Origin of the sequence: Cryobacterium sp. Y11 (assembly GCF_002929535.1) — a bacterium.
Lineage (GTDB): Bacteria > Actinomycetota > Actinomycetes > Actinomycetales > Microbacteriaceae > Cryobacterium.
The window spans coordinates 315,280-331,174 of record NZ_PJJO01000060.1; the positions used below are offsets into that span (position 1 = coordinate 315,280).

Here is a 15,895-nt window from a genome sequence, read left to right on the forward strand (position 1 = left end):
TTTGGACCGGGCTTAGATATCGTCGATTGTCGACGTTTCAAACCGGGTGGAAATGTTGATGCCGAGTTCTTCCGCAGCACGGAACACCTCGTCATCCGTGTCGCGCAGGCTGACTGCTGTGCCATCGGCCGAGAGCACCTCGACGTTCAAGCAGAGCGACTGCATTTCCTTGATCAGAACCTTGAAGCTCTCTGGGATGCCGGGTTCCTGAATGTTCTCGCCCTTGACGATGGCTTCGTACACCTTGACGCGGCCGAGGATGTCGTCAGACTTGATGGTCAGGAGTTCCTGCAAGGCGTAAGCGGCTCCATATGCTTCGAGCGCCCACACCTCCATCTCACCGAAACGCTGTCCACCGAACTGCGCCTTACCACCCAGCGGCTGCTGCGTGATCATGGAGTACGGGCCCGTCGAACGAGCGTGAATCTTGTCGTCGACGAGGTGGTGGAGCTTCAGGATGTACATATACCCAACGGACACCGGCATCGGGAACGGCTCGCCGGAGCGACCGTCGAAGAGCTGGGTCTTGCCCGAGGAACCGATGAGGCGTTCGCCATCACGGGTCAGGGTCGTGGAGTCCAGAAGACCCTCGATCTCGATCTCGAGCGCGCCGTCGAATACCGGGGTGGCGACCTTCGTGCCAGGGGCGGCACTGAAAGCGTGCTCCGGAAGGCGAGCGGCCCATTTCGGCTTGCCCTCGACGTTCCAGCCCTGCTTCGCAATCCAACCGAGGTGCGTTTCCAGCACCTGACCGAAGTTCATGCGACCGGGGATACCGAGCGGGTTGAGGATGATGTCAACCGGGGTTCCGTCGGCGAGGAACGGCATGTCCTCGATCGGCAGGATGCGGGAGATAACACCCTTGTTGCCGTGACGGCCAGCGAGCTTGTCGCCCTCGGTGATCTTGCGCTTCTGGGCGATGAACACGACAACGCGCTGGTTGACGCCGCTTCCGAGTTCGTCGTCTCCGTCTTGCGAGTCGAACACCTTGACACCGATAATGGTGCCGCGCTCACCGTGGGGAACCTTCAAGCTCGTGTCGCGAACTTCGCGACTCTTCTCGTTGAAGATGGCGCGCAGCAGACGCTCCTCGGCGGAAAGCTCGGTCTCGCCCTTCGGCGTGACCTTGCCCACGAGGATGTCGCCGGGGCGAACCTCGGCTCCGATGCGAATGATGCCACGCTCGTCGAGGTCGGCGAGGAAGTCCGGAGACACGTTGGGAAGGTCGCGTGTGATCTCTTCCTTACCCAGCTTGGTGTCGCGGGCATCCACTTCATACTCTTCGATGTGAATCGAGGAGAGGGTGTCATCTTTTACCAGGTTCTGGCTCAGGATGATCGCGTCCTCGAAGTTGTAGCCTTCCCACGGCATGAATGCCACGAGCAGGTTCTTTCCGAGGGCGAGTTCTCCCTGGTCGGTGGCGGGTCCGTCGGCGATAACTTCGCCGGCTTCGATGCGCTCACCGGCGTTGACGATCACGCGGTGGTTGAAGCTCGTGCCCTGGTTGGAGCGGCTGAACTTGCGCAGGTAGTAGTCCTGCGTGCCGCCCTCGTCGAGCTGGATGGTGACGACGTCAGCCGAGACCTCGGAGACCACACCGGGCTTGGACGCGGTGAGCACGTCACCGGCGTCGATGGCCGTGTAGACCTCCATGCCGGTTCCAACCAGCGGGCTGTCGCTGAGGAGCAGCGGCACCGCCTGACGCTGCATGTTGGCGCCCATGAGCGCGCGGTTTGCATCGTCGTGCTCAAGGAACGGGATGAGGCTGGTCGCGACCGACACCATCTGGCGCGGTGAGACATCCATGTAGCCGATGTCTTCAGCGGGAACGAGGTCAACCTCGCCACCCTTCTTACGAGCGAGCACGCGGGCCTCGGCAAAGTGCGAGTCCTTGGTGAGCGGCGCGTTGGCCTGGGCGACGATGAAGTCGTCTTCCTCGCTGGCGGTGAGGTAATCGATCGTCTCGGTGACCTTGTTGCCCTGCACACGACGGTACGGCGTCTCGATGAAACCAAACGCATTGATCTGCGCGAACGAGGCGAGCGAACCGATCAGGCCAATGTTCGGGCCTTCCGGGGTCTCAATGGGGCACATGCGGCCGTAGTGCGAGGGGTGAACGTCTCGCACCTCGACGCCGGCGCGGTCACGAGACAGACCACCCGGGCCCAGCGCGCTGAGGCGACGCTTGTGCGTCAATCCGGCGAGCGGGTTGTTCTGGTCCATGAACTGCGACAGCTGGCTGGTTCCGAAGAACTCCTTGATCGCGGCGACCACGGGGCGCACGTTGATCAGGGTCTGCGGGGTGATCGCTTCAATGTCCTGCGTGGTCATGCGCTCGCGAACAACGCGTTCCATCCGGGACAGGCCGGTGCGCACCTGGTTCTGGATGAGCTCGCCAACGGCACGGATACGACGGTTACCGAAGTGATCAATGTCGTCGATGTCGATGTTGATATCGGTCATCTTGCCGTCGCGCAGACCTGGAAGGGTGGTCTGGTTGTCGTGCAGGGCGACGAGGTACTTGATGGTGGCCAGAATGTCCGCCAGCGTCAGTACAGAGTCACTCAGCGGGGCTTCGAGGCCGAGCTTGCGGTTGATCTTGTAACGACCAACCTTGGCCAGGTCGTAGCGCTTGGAGTTGAAGAAGAAGTTGTCGAGCAGCGCACGCGCAGCCTCGGCGGCAACCTGCTCGCCGGGACGAAGCTTGCGGTAGATGTCCTTGAGGGCTTCTTCTTTGGTAAGGATGTTGTCCTTCTCGAGGGTGAGCTCGATAGACGCGTAGCCCTTGAACTCCTCGAGAATTTCCTCGGAAGTGAGGCCGAGGGCCTTCAGGAATACGGTCACGGACTGCTTGCGCTTGCGGTCGATGCGCACGCCAACCTGGTCGCGCTTGTCGATCTCAAATTCAAGCCAGGCACCACGGCTCGGAATGACACGGGCGGAGTAGATGTCCTTGTCAGACGTCTTCTCCTGCTCGCGGTTGAAGTACACACCAGGGGAGCGCACCAGCTGCGACACGACGACACGCTCGGTGCCGTTGATCACGAAGGTGCCCTTGGGGGTCATCAACGGGAAGTCACCCATGAACACGGTCTGAGTCTTGATCTCACCGGTGAGGTGGTTCATGAACTCAGCGTTCACGTAGAGCGGTGCGGAATAGGTCTTACCCTTTTCCTTGCACTCGTCAATGGTGTACTTCTCCGGCTCGAGCTCCGGGTTGGTGAAGGACAGCTGCATCGTTTCGCCGAGGTCTTCGATGGGAGAGATCTCCTCGAAGATCTCATCGAGCCCGGTGCGATTTGGCAGGTCCTGGCGTCCGGCAGCCTGGGCTTCGGCGACGCGAGCCTTCCAGATGTCGTTGCCGACGAGCCAGTCGAAGCTCTCGGTCTGCAAAGCAAGCAGATCCGGAACGTTCAAGTGGTCGCTGATCTTTGCGAACGACAGACGCTCGTGCGAGCGGCCGTTCTTGGGTGAGTTGGTGGTTGCGTTGCGCGCAGCAGCCAAGGAAATAACCTCCGTGGACCCCGTCAGGTCTAGTTACTGTTATTGGTGATGACTCCGCAGACCCTCATACGAGGTGTGCCTCAAGGTGGCTTGAACACGCAAAGCCGACCGCAATATGAAGGCATAGTTTGTCTGGGAGCGCAAGGATCAACTATATGCCGCTTCTATCACTATGTCCACCCATTTCTTGCCATTATGCAAATTCTCAGGTATAACCCGCTCTGTTCCTAGCCGCGAGAGCGGGAAATTCGTTGCTTCAGGGGTGCCGAAGCAACGAATTTCCCGCTCTCGCGAAACGGATGGCGCGGCGTCGGCACAGAGACAGGGCGCAGACTAGAACGATGAGTACTGGGCGTAAGGGTGAGGTGACGGAGGGGCATCCGTCTGTTGTGTTGAAGTTGAGTGGACATACGGCGGTGATTGAACCTGATCGGTTTACCCCGGGGAGTTTTCAACTTGTGGTTGATGGCACGCCGCAGTCGCACGTGAATATTGACCACCCCGATGAACTGTTCTTCGAGTACGTGCAGCGCATTGGGCATGTGATCGACCTGCTCGGCGACCCGCACGAGCCGATCACCGCCGTGCACCTCGGGGCCGGCGCACTCACCCTGCCGCGCTACGTCGAGGCGACCCGGCCGGGATCTCGCCAGCAGGTGGTTGAGATCGAGAGCGATTTGATCGACCTGGTGCGGGAGGTTTTGCCCTGGGACAAGCGCGCCCAGCTGCGCGTGCGCCACGGCGATGCCCGCGAGGTGCTCGGCAAGCTTCCGGCGGGGCTGCACGTTGCGGTCGACCTCGTCGTTGTCGACATTTTCTCGGGCGCGCGCACTCCCAAGCACGTGACGAGCCGCGAATTCTTCGCGCTCGCTGCCCCGCTACTGTCGCCGCGCGGAGTACTCGCGGTCAATGTAGCGGATGGCCCGGGCCTCGCGTTTGCGCGCGGCCAGGCCGCTACGCTCTCGGCGGTGTTTGAGCACGTGATTGGATTCGCCGAGACCCAGGTGCTCAAGGGGCGGCGCTTTGGCAACATCGTGTTTATCGCAGCGCACACCCCGATCGACCTCAACTGGATCCCGCGGCTGCTCGCCAACGGCCCGCACCCGGCGAAGGTCATCGAGGGCACCGAACTCAAGCAGTTCATGGCCGGTTCGCTCGTGGCGACCGACGAAACGTCAACCCAGTCGCCGCTGCCCGGCCGCACGGTCTTTCAAATCGGGCACTAGTTCTTCCGCCGCGGTGGCTCATCCAGGCGATGTGCGCGGAGCGGGGGGCGGGGCCGGCTGATCTGGCGATGGCACGACCGGCCCGGCGGATTTTCTGAATAAGCCACCGGGCGGGGCCGGCTGGCGACCGGATGCCCGCAGGCGGCGGTACTCTGGGGACACTCGTTACTTCCCCGCGCGGCTGCGTCCGCCCTCTTCATTACAGGAACACACCCTGAGTTTCATCATCGGTTACGACCCCATCACCCTGCGCGAAAAAGTCGACCTTGTCGCCGCCGGTGAGCGGCTTGAGGAACTCGGCACCCTGCGCAGCCTGGCCGCATTGAACGAGAAGGTCGCGCTGTTGCGTCTGGTCGGTCGGCTCGACGAGGCCTGGGAGGTGGCGAACGAAGCCGTGCGCCAGTCGCGCTTTACCGGCAACCGCGAACAGGCGGTGGCCAGCCGCATCCGTCGTGCGCAGGTGTTGCAGTTTCAGGGCAAGCTCGTCGAGGCCGCGAGCGAGTTGACCCATTGCATCCTCGACTCTGAGGTGCATGAGTGGACCCGCCTCGCTGCCTACGCACGGCAGCACCGGGGCAAGGTGTACTTCGATCAGGGCAACCTCGAGGGGGCACTGGCGGACTTCACCGCGGCGGTTTTTCTGCGCGAGAAAGACGGCGCCGACGCCGACGAGCTCGACAGCTCCCTGCTCGCCGTTGCCGTCGTGGAGTCGCACATCGCGGCCCGCAGCACCCAAGCCTGACTCGGTGCTGGCCGTCTGGCGAGTTGTGCGGCATGCTGTGTTCACCACGAAGGCGAGGTGAGCGGTGACCGATCGGAGTCTGCGGCGCAGGAGCGCGGTCGCCACCATGACGCTGGTGATTCTGGCGCTGACCGCGTGCAGCGCCGAGCCGCCCCGCGCCACTCCGGCCACCTCGACGCCGGCACCGGCGACGCCGAGCGCGACGAACGCCGGCGCTGACCCGCTCGCACCGGTGCATCCGGTCGGAGAACCCGTCGTGATCGCCTCGGGGCTGGAGGCGCCGTGGTCAATTCTGCGGCTGCCAGACGGCGCCACCCTGATCAGCGAACGCGACACCACCCGGGTGCGCGAGCTGCTGCCCACTGGCAGCCTGCGCGACGCCGGCACGGTATCGGCGGCGCAGCCGAGCGGCGAGGGCGGGCTGCTCGGCCTCGCCTTTCTGGCCGACTCGGCTGCCCCCGGCGGTGCGGGCTGGGTCTACGCCTATTTCTCCACCGCCACCGACAATCGCATCGAGCGGATGCCGCTGGCCGGCTCCCCCGGCAGCCACAGTCTCGGAGCGCCCACCCTAGTGCTGGCTGGCATCCCCCGCGCCGGCAACCACAACGGTGGCCGTATCGCGTTCGGTCCGGACGGAGCGCTCTATGCCACCGCCGGTGACGCCGGCAACACCGCGAACGCGCAGAACCTCGAGACGCTCGGTGGAAAGATTTTGCGAATGACATCGACCGGAGAAGTGCCAGAGGACAACCCGTTCGGCACGCTGGTGTACTCGTTCGGGCACCGGAATCCACAGGGTTTGGCCTGGGATTCGCACGAACAGCTGTGGGCGAGCGAGTTCGGCCAGAACACCTGGGACGAGCTCAACCGCATCGTTCCCGGCGGCAATTACGGCTGGCCGTTGGTCGAGGGGCAGGCGGGCGCCCCCGGCTCTATCGATCCGGAACGGCAATGGTCGACCGACCAAGCCAGTCCGAGCGGCATCGCGATTGTGAACGACACCATCTTCATGGCGAGCCTGCGCGGCCAACGGTTGTGGAGCATCCCGATCACCGGTTCCTCCACAGCACCACCGACCGAGTGGTTTGTGCACAGTTATGGCAGGTTGCGAGACGTGGTATCTGGCCCTGCTGGCACACTGTGGTTTGTGAGTAATAACACGGATGGCCGGGGTGCGCCGGCGGCTGACGACGACCGCCTGCTGCAGGTTGCGGTGGCGCGCTGATGGCCGATCTTACCCAGGTGCGACGCTGGGCCGACGCCCTCATCGCGCTGCACCTCGACTCCAGCTGGACCTTTGGCTTCGACAACGCGAAGAAGCGGGCGGGCCTGTGCAATTTCAGCAAAAAGCACATCACCGTGTCGCGCTACCTTGCGTCGCGGTATGCCGACGACGACGTGCACCAAATTCTGTTGCACGAGTTCGCGCACGCCCTCGTCGGGCCGCGCGCCGGGCATGGCCCGCGCTGGAAGAAAATGGCCACCGACCTGGGCTACGACGGCAAGCGCACCCACGACGGCGAGATCGCCAACGAGCTAGCGCCCTGGGTGGGTACCTGCCCGGCCGGGCACACGCACTTTCGCTACCGCCAGCCCACCCGTGTCCTGGCCTGCGGACTGTGCGCCCGCCGCTTCGATCAGGCTCACGCGATCACCTGGCTGCGCCGGGAGATCACGCCCGCGATCCGGCGCAGGGCTGCGGCCTCCGCGGCGCCGCGGCTGCCGCCGACCAGCTAACCCGGGTATATTTAGCGTTGGCCAGTTTCATACCCGGCCAGATCAATCAGTGCACGTCGTAACGGGCGAGCGCGTCGGCATCCGTTGCGTGGGTCATCGCGCGGCGGGCGGTGTCGAGAGCCGTGACCGGGTCGGCCTCGGCCACGGCCACGGCGAGCGCCAGCTGACGCTCGGCTTCGGCCAAGCGGGTGCGCGCGGCGGCCTGCACGCGACCCCGGTGCGCGTCGATGAAGTCACGCGTCACGGTGATCTGGCTTCGCGCGGTCAGCAGCGCACCGGCCAGGGCCGTGCGCGCGTTGTCGAGGCGCAGCTGCCGGTTGCGCGCCTCAGAACGGATGCCGTCCAGCCCGTTCATTGCCTCCTCCAGCCGCAGCAGATCCCCCGCGGGGTCGCTGAGCCGCCCGGGCTCGCGCAGCGACGCCTGCACGGATGCGGCCGTCGTGATGACCAAGTTGAGGGCGGCGCTGGTATCGGATTCTTCGTGACCATCGCGCAGGGCGCGAGCTTCGGTGAGTTCTGAGCCGGCAGCATCCAGTGCCGTCTGCAAGTTGGCGAAGCCGCGGTGCAGCTGGTCCTCGCCGGTTTCGATCGCATCGAGCAATTGCGTGGCCTGAAACAGTGCGTGTTCGGCGACCTGCAGTTGTTCGCCGACCGGATCGGACGACGCGGCTTCGAGGCGTGCGGCGGCAGCATCGGCGCTGGCCAGGGCTGCCTTGAGCGCTGTGCCCGCCCGCAGCACGTTGCCGCTGATCGGGGCGAGCGCCGGCGCGGAGTAGCTCACACCCAGTCGGTCAAGCGTGGTCGCTCCGCCAGCCACCCGGTCGGACACCCGACCGAGGCGGCGACGCAGCTCATCGAGTTGCTGCGGGGCATTGCGCTCCACGCCGCGCTTCGCCGTGAAATCGCGGGCCTGACCGGTCAACCGGCCGGTCGCTTCGTCGGCGAGCTGAATGATTTGATGGTTCCACCTGGTGCGCTCCGCGTCGCTGTCTGGCACGGCATCGTCGAGCTTTTGCTGCAGGGCGAAGGCATCGCTGAGCTGGCGCTTGGACGTGGTGAGCGCCGCATGGAACTCGCGCGTCGACGATTCCCCGAATTGCGCGATCGCAAATCCGAGCTCGTCGGTCGTATCCTGCACGAGATCGTCGGCGCGCACCAGGCTGATCGCCGCGCTGCGGGCCAGTTCGGCGGCTTCGGCACTGACCTGCCCGAGCCGAGCCCTGGTGCGCCGCCGCGACGCCGCCACCAGCGCCCAGATTCCGACCAGAACGAGGCCGATAACGATGACCGAGGGCACCCACCAGAGATCACCATTCATAGCCGTGAGTCTAATAAGGGTTGCTGGGCGCTACCGGTCGTCGGCGGAAGGCCGACGCATCTGCTGCCGAATCATCTCGAAGTCGTGCCGCGAGATCTCGAGCACCCCGCGGCGCAGCTGAAAGCCCCAGTCCGGGTTGCCCCGGGTGAGTTGCAGCACCGGCAACAGCGGGCGGATGCTGGTGGGCCAGGCATCCAAATCGTAGTCGGCTCGGCGACGCCACGGCCGATACTCGTTCGCGGGATCGCCGACCTGGTAGGCGTGGGCATCCGCTATTCGGCCGATTGCGGTGAATTCCTTGAGCGGATCGCCCTCGATCGCGGTTTTCGGGGAGTAATAAACGATGCCGTCGAATTCGCCCATGTGCGAGATCAGGTCGCCGGCGCCGCGATTGGCCCGAGCAATGCCCAAATCGACACCGCGCAGCACGTGCTCGCGGTGCACAACGCCGAGCCAGAACCGAATTGCCACAGTTCATTTGTACTGCATGGCGTCTTCGGGCCAAACTGGGCTCATGCGCGTACTGCTGAAAGAGATCCTCAATTGCACACCGGATGCTGCCTGGCACGCCATCCACAGTCCCGCCGTTTTTCGCGAGGTGAGTAGCCCATTCATGGCCGTGGAATCCCTCGAAGCCGACGGTTTTCCCACCCGCTGGGAGCCGGGTGAGCACCCTGCAGTGTTCACCGCGCTCGGCTTGGTGCCGATGGGAACCCAGATCATTCGGCTCGCAAACTCCACGCACCGGCCAGACGGGGTGCGCATTCTGCGCGACACCGGACGCGGAGTGTCCGGCGCGCTTTCCGCGGTCACCCTGTGGGATCACCGCATGGCCATCGCGCCTGACCCGGCCGGCACCGGCAAGACGCTCTACCGCGACCAGCTCATTTTTCGCGGCCGTCCGGCCACGCTCGCGCTCTGGCCCACGTTTTGGGCGTTCTGGCAGTGGCGGATGCTGCGGCTCAAGCGTCTCGCGCCGACCTGGCAGCACGACGTGGGCATCGACGACCCCACCTTTGTGCCGTTGTCAGAGCGCGACGGCAACTAACGGATGCTTCGCCGCCCGACCTTTCGCGGATTCCGCGCGCAACCCCCGACGCACCGCGTCCGGCGGCGGTAGCGTAGCCATCATGAGTTCTTCCCTGGGAGCCTTGCAGATCGCGGACTGGCGGCGTCGCGTGACCGGACTGTATGCCGGCGTGCGCCAACTCAGCGTGAGCAGTCCGAAAAGCGGCCACGAATTGTGGCGATCCGGGCGGGATGAACTGTTCGCCGGGCATCCGTCGTCGCCGTTGTTGCCCGATGATCGTTCGGCTTTCACCGGGCTTCCCATCGCCGCCTACGACCCAGACTGGCGATTCGAGGTGGAGGTGCACCGAGCCGAGGAGTCGTATCGCATGAACGTGGATACGGGCACCGACGGCACCGTGCCGTTCGACCTGGTGGGAACGGTGCGCCTGCCCTACCTCGGGTCGCTCGATGTGTGGCGGCTCGCCAGCTATGGCGGCGGCCTCTTTCTGCCGCTCAAAGACGCCCTGGCCGGCAAAAACGCTGGCACCTACGGCGGCGGGCGCTACCTGCTCGACACCATCAAGGGCGCCGATCTCGGCCCGGGCACGGGCGATGACACCCTCATTCTCGACTTCAACTTCGCCTACAACCCCTCCTGCGCGTACGACCCCATGTGGGCCTGCCCGCTGCCGCAGAGCGGCAATATCATCGACGTCGAGGTACCCGTCGGTGAGCTATACCACGGCGACCACTCGTAGCGCCGCGCCCGCGCATACCGAGCCGCTGCGTACGTAAAACCGGTAAATCTGCAACACGCCGTGCAGATGCGCTTGAATTTATGGCGTGCCCTGATTTTTACCGGTTTTACGTACGCGACGAGGGTGCAGTGAGGCCGATTTGACAGCATCCGCTAGACTGGTAGAACTTGCGAGCGCGTAGTTGCGCTTGCTGCGTCGTAGAACGCCCTCTTCTCTATCCGGCGGCCCACCAGGGCTGACCTGATTTTTCGAATGAAACATTCTTACGGCGAACGGATGTGCCCTTCGGCACCTTCGCCATGTGAATCCTCCTGGTTTGATTGCCGCTGCGCGGTAAACCAAACGGGCGAGGAGACTGATGCCCTGAAAGGCACCACTTTGTCTACAACCTTCAATACGCTCGGCGTGCCAGCTCCCCTGGTCAAGGTTCTCTCATCCCAGGGAATCGACACCGCCTTCCCCATTCAGGTGGACACCCTTCCTGACACCCTGAACGGCCGCGACGTGCTCGGCCGCGGCAAGACTGGCTCGGGCAAGACCCTGGCCTTCTCCATTCCGATGGTGTCGCGCCTCGGCGGCAACCTCGCGGGCGGCAAGCGTCGCCCGGGCCGCCCGCTCGGCCTGATCCTCGCGCCGACCCGCGAACTCGCCACCCAGATCACCAACGCCATCACCCCGCTCGCTGAGGCATACGGCCTCAACACCACGACCATCTTCGGTGGCGTCTCGCAGAGCCGTCAGGTCGCCGCGCTCAAGGCCGGCGTCGACATTGTCGTGGCCTGCCCCGGCCGTCTCGAAGACCTCATGAAGCAGGGCTTTGTCAACCTCGACACGATCGAGATCACCGTGCTCGACGAGGCCGACCACATGGCCGACCTCGGCTTTCTGCCCGTCGTCACCCGCATTCTCGACAAGACTCCCGGCACCGGCCAGCGCATGCTGTTCTCCGCCACCCTTGACAACGGCGTAGACAAGATCGTCAAGCGTTTTCTGCACGACCCGGTGATGCACTCCGTCGACGAGGCCAACAGCTTTGTTTCGGCGATGACCCACCACGTGTTTGAGGTTTCCGGCGTTGACGCCAAGAAGGATCTCGTGCAGAAGCTAGCTTCAGGCAGCGGCCGTCGCATCCTCTTCATGCGCACCAAGCACCAGGCCAAGAAGCTCGCCAAGAGCCTCACCGACGCGGGCATTCCTTCCGTCGACCTGCACGGAAACCTCTCGCAGGTGGCCCGTGACCGCAACCTTGCCGCCTTCAGCGCCGGCACGGTCAAGGTTCTTGTCGCAACGGATGTCGCCGCTCGCGGCGTGCACGTCGACGACATCGAACTCGTTATTCACGTTGACCCGCCCGCCGAGCACAAGGCGTACCTGCACCGCTCGGGCCGTACCGCTCGGGCCGGTCACGCCGGAGATGTCGTCACCGTCGTGCTTCCCGAGCAGAAGCGCGACACCGACGCACTGCTCCGCAAGGCCGCCATCAAGGTAACCCCGCAGCGCGTGGACGCCTCCTCCCCCGCCGTCGACGCCCTCGTCGGCGACGTCGCCGCCTACGTCAAGCCGCTTCCCCGCGTCGAAGCCCCGCAGCAGCAGCGCCAGTCGCAGGGTGGTCGTTCGCAGGGCGGACGCTCACAGGGCGGTCGTGCCCAGGGTGAGCGCAGTGGTCGACCGAGCCGTGACGGCGATTCGAGCCGTGGCGGCCGTTCTGCAGATGGTGGCGCGAGCCGCTCCACCGGCAGCCAGGGCGGTGCCCGTACCGCTAGCCGCGACTCGGCTCCAGCCGGCGGCGCCCGTCGTGAGCGCACCGGTCGTCCGGCCGGCGCTGCCACCAGCGCCCCCCGCTCCGGTTCGGCCGCTGGCCGTTCCGGCGGACCCCGCGTCGGCAGCCTTCAGGTCGGCGGACTCGTTCGCGGACCCGGCTCGGGTGGAGCTGGCCGTTCAGCTCCCCGCCGCTCGCAGGGCTAACCTGCCGGCAGCATCCGCTTGCCCTACGCGAATGGGCCGGTCTTTCACGAGGCCGGCTCATTCGTGTGTGCGGGCGCGGGTGCAAAGACGGATAGTGTCGAATCATGAACACCATAGTTGTCGTTCGACCAGTCACAGAAGCGGATGCCGAGAGTCTGGGCCGCGTACATGCCGCCTGCTGGCATGAAACCTACGATCACCTGCTCAGCGAGGCCGCGTTGTCACAGCTTCGGCCGCAGCGCCTGGCCGCCCTCTGGGGGCGATTTACCAGCCAAGGCGGGGAATACCACCAGAACGTTGTGCTCGTCGATGGCGAGATCGTGGGCTTCGCCGGCAGCGGACCGACGCGCGACGGTGACCGCCCGACCCCGCACGAGTTGTATTTCATGTATCTTCTCGAGGTGAACCACGGGTCGGGAGTCGGCCAGAAACTATTCGATTCCGTCGTCGATCCCGGCCCGTCCTCGCTGTGGGTAGCCGCCGACAACCCTCGAGCACACGCCTTCTATGCCCGCAACGGCTACGTCGCGGACGGCCTCGAGCGCAACGAAGAGGTGCTCGGCGAGAGGCTGCACGAGGTGCGGCTGGTTCGATAGCGACCGGGATCGCACCACAGTCCCTGTCCGTCGGTACGTTTTGCTCCACGGCCCCCGATGGGGTTGTGGGGCAATAGGGTGAACGAATGACTAATTCCGCGGCGGCGATCCCCGTTATTCTTGACGTCGACACCGGCGTCGACGACGCGCTGGCCATCCTGTTCGCGGTGAAGCACCCCGGCATCGACGTGATCGGCATCAGTTGTGTCGCCGGTAACGCCGCACTGGACCGCGTCGTCGAGAACACCCTGCGCGTGCTCGACGTCGTCGACGCGCCGCTCATTCCGGTTGCCGCCGGCGCCAGCCGCCCCCTGCTGGAACCGGCCAGGTCGGCAGCACACGTGCATGGCGAGAGCGGCCTCGGCACGCTGCAGCTGCCGCCGACCGACCGCTGGGCCGAGTCGGTCAGCTCGATCGAACTCATGCGCCGGCTCATCCTAGACAGCCAGCGTCCAGTCACCCTGGTCGGGCTCGCCCCCCAAACCAACCTTGCGCTGCTGCTGCGCCAGTACCCCGACCTGGTCAAGAACATTGAGCGCATCGTCTTCATGGGCGGATCCACCACGGTCGGCAACGCCACAGCCGTCGCCGAGTTCAACGTCTGGCACGACCCGGAAGCGGCGGCCATCGTGCTCGATTCCGGTGTGCCCACCTTCATGTACGGTCTGGACGTGTTCAACCAGGTCACCATTGGCGAGCAGGTCGCGCTTGCCCTTGAGCGCGGCGATTCGAATCTCGCTCACGTCGTCGGGCGACTGCTGAACAACCGGATCGCCCTCGACTCTGGTCTGGGCGCCGAATACACCGGCCTGATCGGTGACGCCGGCGCACTTTGCGCCCTGGTCGACCCGCGCGGGTTGACCACCCAGATGCTGCCGTTACGCGTGCAGCTTGCCGGCTACGGTCGCGGGCAGACGCTGGTCGACAAGCGCACGCATCCGGGCGAGGATATCGTGCACGGGCTGGCGAGCTCGTGGGCGGTCGCTGAGGTCGCCCTCGACGTCGACGTTGACCGCTACGCGCGCCTGTTCCTCGACACGCTCGGCTTGGGTTCGGCGCTGCCCCAGCCCGCATAGCGCGCACGGTTCGGTGAGCGGATGCCGCTGGCCGACTCCTCGCTCTCGCGGCACGCGTTTGGGAAGCCGGCACGTGTTCAAACCAGTGCCGACTTCTCCAAAGAGTGCCGCGACGAGGCGAGCGCCGCCGCCGGCTCAGTACAGCAGGCCGACGGATGCCATGGCAGCGCGCAGCAGGGCGCCGCGGCCACCTTCCATCTCGGCAGACACTCCCGGTGACACAGCCTCTGCCGGCGTCATCCAGGTGATCTCGAGGGCGTCCTGGCGCGGGTCGCAGGTGCCGGTGACGGGAACGACGTAGGCCAACGAGACGGCGTGCTGGCGGTCATCCGTGTATGCGGAAATGCCCGGAAGCGGAAAGTACTCGGCAACGGTGAACGGTACGGGGCTGACCGGCAGCTGCGGGAACGCCATTGGGCCGAGGTCTTTCTCGAGGTGACGAAAGAGCGCGTCGCGCAGGGTTTCGCCGTAGAGGACTCGACCGGAGACGAGGGTGCGCGTCATCTCGCCGGTCGAACGGGCACGCAACAGCACGCCGACCTCGACGACCTGACCGAGACCGTCGACCCGAACGGGCACGGCCTCGATGTAGAGAATCGGCAGGCGACGGCGGATCTCGGCGAGTTCGACGTCTTTGAGCCAGCCCGGATTCGTGTTCGGGGCTCCCTCGGGGGGCTTCGGCGTCCAGTCCGGGTCTGGGTCAGGGGTTCGCACGCTCATGATGCCATTCTGTCTTACGCGAGCCCCGCCCGCGCACCGGCGAGCGGCCCCACCCGCTTCCGTACTGCACGCTCTGTACACAACTGCGGGAGATTGAGGCGATTCGGGACGAATATGCCCCGGTTAGGCACCGGACGGCAGGAATCTCCGCAGTACTGTAGGGCACCCCCACAAGCGGCGGCCGCTCGCGCGCCAGACAGCGAGGTCACGCGTGCGATTCCGCGCCAACAAGCGACGCCACGGGTGGCGAATTCAGGCAGTCCGCCCCGCCGCGTGGTGGCGGCCTTCACGAATCCGCGGCTTCCCGTCGGCCGGCGCACGAATTTCCTGGATTGGCCACGGCCAGCGGGTACGAGAAACGGGCTCGGCAATGAAAGTATGGGAGCACACGGTGCTCGAGCTCCGCCCACGATCAGGAGGAACCCATGACACTCATCGACCCCGCTGCCGTGCTCTGGTCTGCTTCCGGCGCCGACCGGGTTGACCGTCCGCTCCTGCTCGTGTTGCACGGCTATGGCTCGCATGAGGGCGACTTGTTCTCGCTCGCGCCGCACCTGCCGCTCGAGCCGGTCATCGCGGCACTGCGCGCGCCTCTGCCGGTCGGCGATGGCTGGGCCTGGTTTCCGATTAGCGATCCCGGAAACCCAGACAAGGCCTCGGTCGACGCGGGTGTTGCCGCGGTTTTGGCCTGGCTCGACGCCCTGCCGCAGCAGCCTCCAACGGTTGGTCTGCTCGGATTTTCGCAGGGAGGAGCCATGGCGTTGCAGCTTCTGCGTGCTGCGCCCGACCGGTTTAGCTTCGCCGTGAACCTCTCCGGGTTCGTCGCGAGCGGCTCACAAGCCGGTGACACAGCCCTGGCCGAGCAAGCGGTTCCAGTGTTCTGGGGTCGCGGTACCGCCGATACCGTGATTCCGACCAGCGCGATCGAATGCACCCAGGCCTGGTTGCCCGACCACAGCACGCTCACCGAGCGCATCTACGAGGGTCTGACGCACTCCATCTCGCAGGCCGAGCTCGGCGACGTCGTCAACTTTTTACGCGCGCAGTACCCCGACGCCGCGCCTCAGCCGGCCGCCTAGAAACGCTCAGCCGAGCGGATGCTGCAGCGCGGCATCCACTCGCCCGCCCGAGATGCTCAACGAGCCAGCGGGCCTGATCGTACGGGTCGCCGCCAAACCAGCGGCCGGGTCTGCTCACCCGCGAACGGCTACCAGCTTGGTCGGCTATTCTCTGCCGCGCCGC

General features: G+C 65.3%; 14 protein-coding genes. 10 read left to right on the plus strand and 4 right to left on the minus strand.

All coding sequences use genetic code 11. From position 1 onward, the window contains the following. Positions 1-12: 12 nt before the first annotated feature. Entirely contained in the window at positions 13-3,504 is a 3,492-nt protein-coding gene (rpoB, locus tag CXY75_RS16300) for a DNA-directed RNA polymerase subunit beta (protein WP_104083834.1), read from the minus strand. A 341-nt stretch (positions 3,505-3,845) separates the two neighbouring features. On the opposite strand from rpoB, the gene CXY75_RS16305 reads away from it, so the two are divergent. From CXY75_RS16305 to CXY75_RS16320, 4 genes are all read left to right on the plus strand, one after another. Continuing rightward, a complete protein-coding gene (locus CXY75_RS16305; protein WP_104083835.1) occupies positions 3,846-4,730 on the plus strand; it encodes a spermidine synthase in 885 nt (294 codons plus the stop codon). Positions 4,731-5,052: 322 nt separating this feature from the next. Further along, complete coding sequence (locus tag CXY75_RS16310; RefSeq protein WP_233201963.1) at positions 5,053-5,472, plus strand: hypothetical protein; 420 nt, start codon at positions 5,053-5,055, stop codon at positions 5,470-5,472. A gap of 106 nt (positions 5,473-5,578) precedes the next feature. Further along, on the plus strand, positions 5,579-6,697 hold the full coding sequence (locus CXY75_RS16315; protein WP_104083837.1) for a sorbosone dehydrogenase family protein: 1,119 nt from the start codon (positions 5,579-5,581) through the stop codon (positions 6,695-6,697). Further along, positions 6,697-7,209, plus strand: coding sequence for a SprT-like domain-containing protein (locus tag CXY75_RS16320; protein WP_104083838.1), 513 nt, complete (start codon positions 6,697-6,699; stop codon positions 7,207-7,209). The genes CXY75_RS16315 and CXY75_RS16320 overlap by 1 nt, the downstream gene beginning before the upstream one ends. A 46-nt stretch (positions 7,210-7,255) precedes the next feature. Here CXY75_RS16320 and CXY75_RS16325 read toward each other — a convergent pair whose 3' ends face one another. Together CXY75_RS16325 and CXY75_RS16330 are read right to left on the minus strand one after the other, a co-directional pair. After that, a complete protein-coding gene (locus tag CXY75_RS16325) occupies positions 7,256-8,527 on the minus strand; it encodes a hypothetical protein (protein ID WP_104083839.1) in 1,272 nt (423 codons plus the stop codon). Positions 8,528-8,557: 30 nt separating this feature from the next. Further along, positions 8,558-8,998 (minus strand): EVE domain-containing protein, encoded by a 441-nt coding sequence (locus CXY75_RS16330; RefSeq protein ID WP_233201964.1) that lies wholly within the window; start codon positions 8,996-8,998, stop codon positions 8,558-8,560. A gap of 43 nt (positions 8,999-9,041) precedes the next feature. On the opposite strand from CXY75_RS16330, the gene CXY75_RS16335 reads away from it, so the two are divergent. The 5 genes from CXY75_RS16335 (at position 9,042) to CXY75_RS16355 (ending at position 13,933) form a co-directional block, all read left to right on the plus strand. Next, complete coding sequence (locus CXY75_RS16335; protein WP_104083840.1) at positions 9,042-9,575, plus strand: hypothetical protein; 534 nt, start codon at positions 9,042-9,044, stop codon at positions 9,573-9,575. A gap of 82 nt (positions 9,576-9,657) precedes the next feature. Then, positions 9,658-10,296: a DUF1684 domain-containing protein gene (locus CXY75_RS16340; protein ID WP_104083841.1), complete on the plus strand. Its 639-nt coding sequence runs from the start codon at positions 9,658-9,660 to the stop codon at positions 10,294-10,296. A gap of 378 nt (positions 10,297-10,674) precedes the next feature. Continuing rightward, entirely contained in the window at positions 10,675-12,261 is a 1,587-nt protein-coding gene (locus CXY75_RS16345; protein ID WP_233201965.1) for a DEAD/DEAH box helicase, read from the plus strand. A gap of 104 nt (positions 12,262-12,365) precedes the next feature. Further along, the gene (locus tag CXY75_RS16350) at positions 12,366-12,857 is read left to right on the plus strand and encodes a GNAT family N-acetyltransferase (protein WP_104083843.1); all 492 of its coding nucleotides are present in this window, start codon (positions 12,366-12,368) and stop codon (positions 12,855-12,857) included. Positions 12,858-12,943: 86 nt separating this feature from the next. Next, positions 12,944-13,933, plus strand: coding sequence for a nucleoside hydrolase (locus CXY75_RS16355; RefSeq protein WP_104083844.1), 990 nt, complete (start codon positions 12,944-12,946; stop codon positions 13,931-13,933). Positions 13,934-14,068: 135 nt separating this feature from the next. On the opposite strand, the gene CXY75_RS16360 is transcribed toward CXY75_RS16355, so the two are convergent. After that, on the minus strand, positions 14,069-14,653 hold the full coding sequence (locus tag CXY75_RS16360; protein WP_104083845.1) for an NUDIX hydrolase family protein: 585 nt from the start codon (positions 14,651-14,653) through the stop codon (positions 14,069-14,071). Between the two features lie 425 nt (positions 14,654-15,078). Here CXY75_RS16360 and CXY75_RS16365 point away from each other — a divergent pair, with 425 nt between their 5' ends. Beyond that, complete coding sequence (locus CXY75_RS16365; protein WP_104083846.1) at positions 15,079-15,732, plus strand: alpha/beta hydrolase; 654 nt, start codon at positions 15,079-15,081, stop codon at positions 15,730-15,732. Positions 15,733-15,895: the final 163 nt, after the last annotated feature.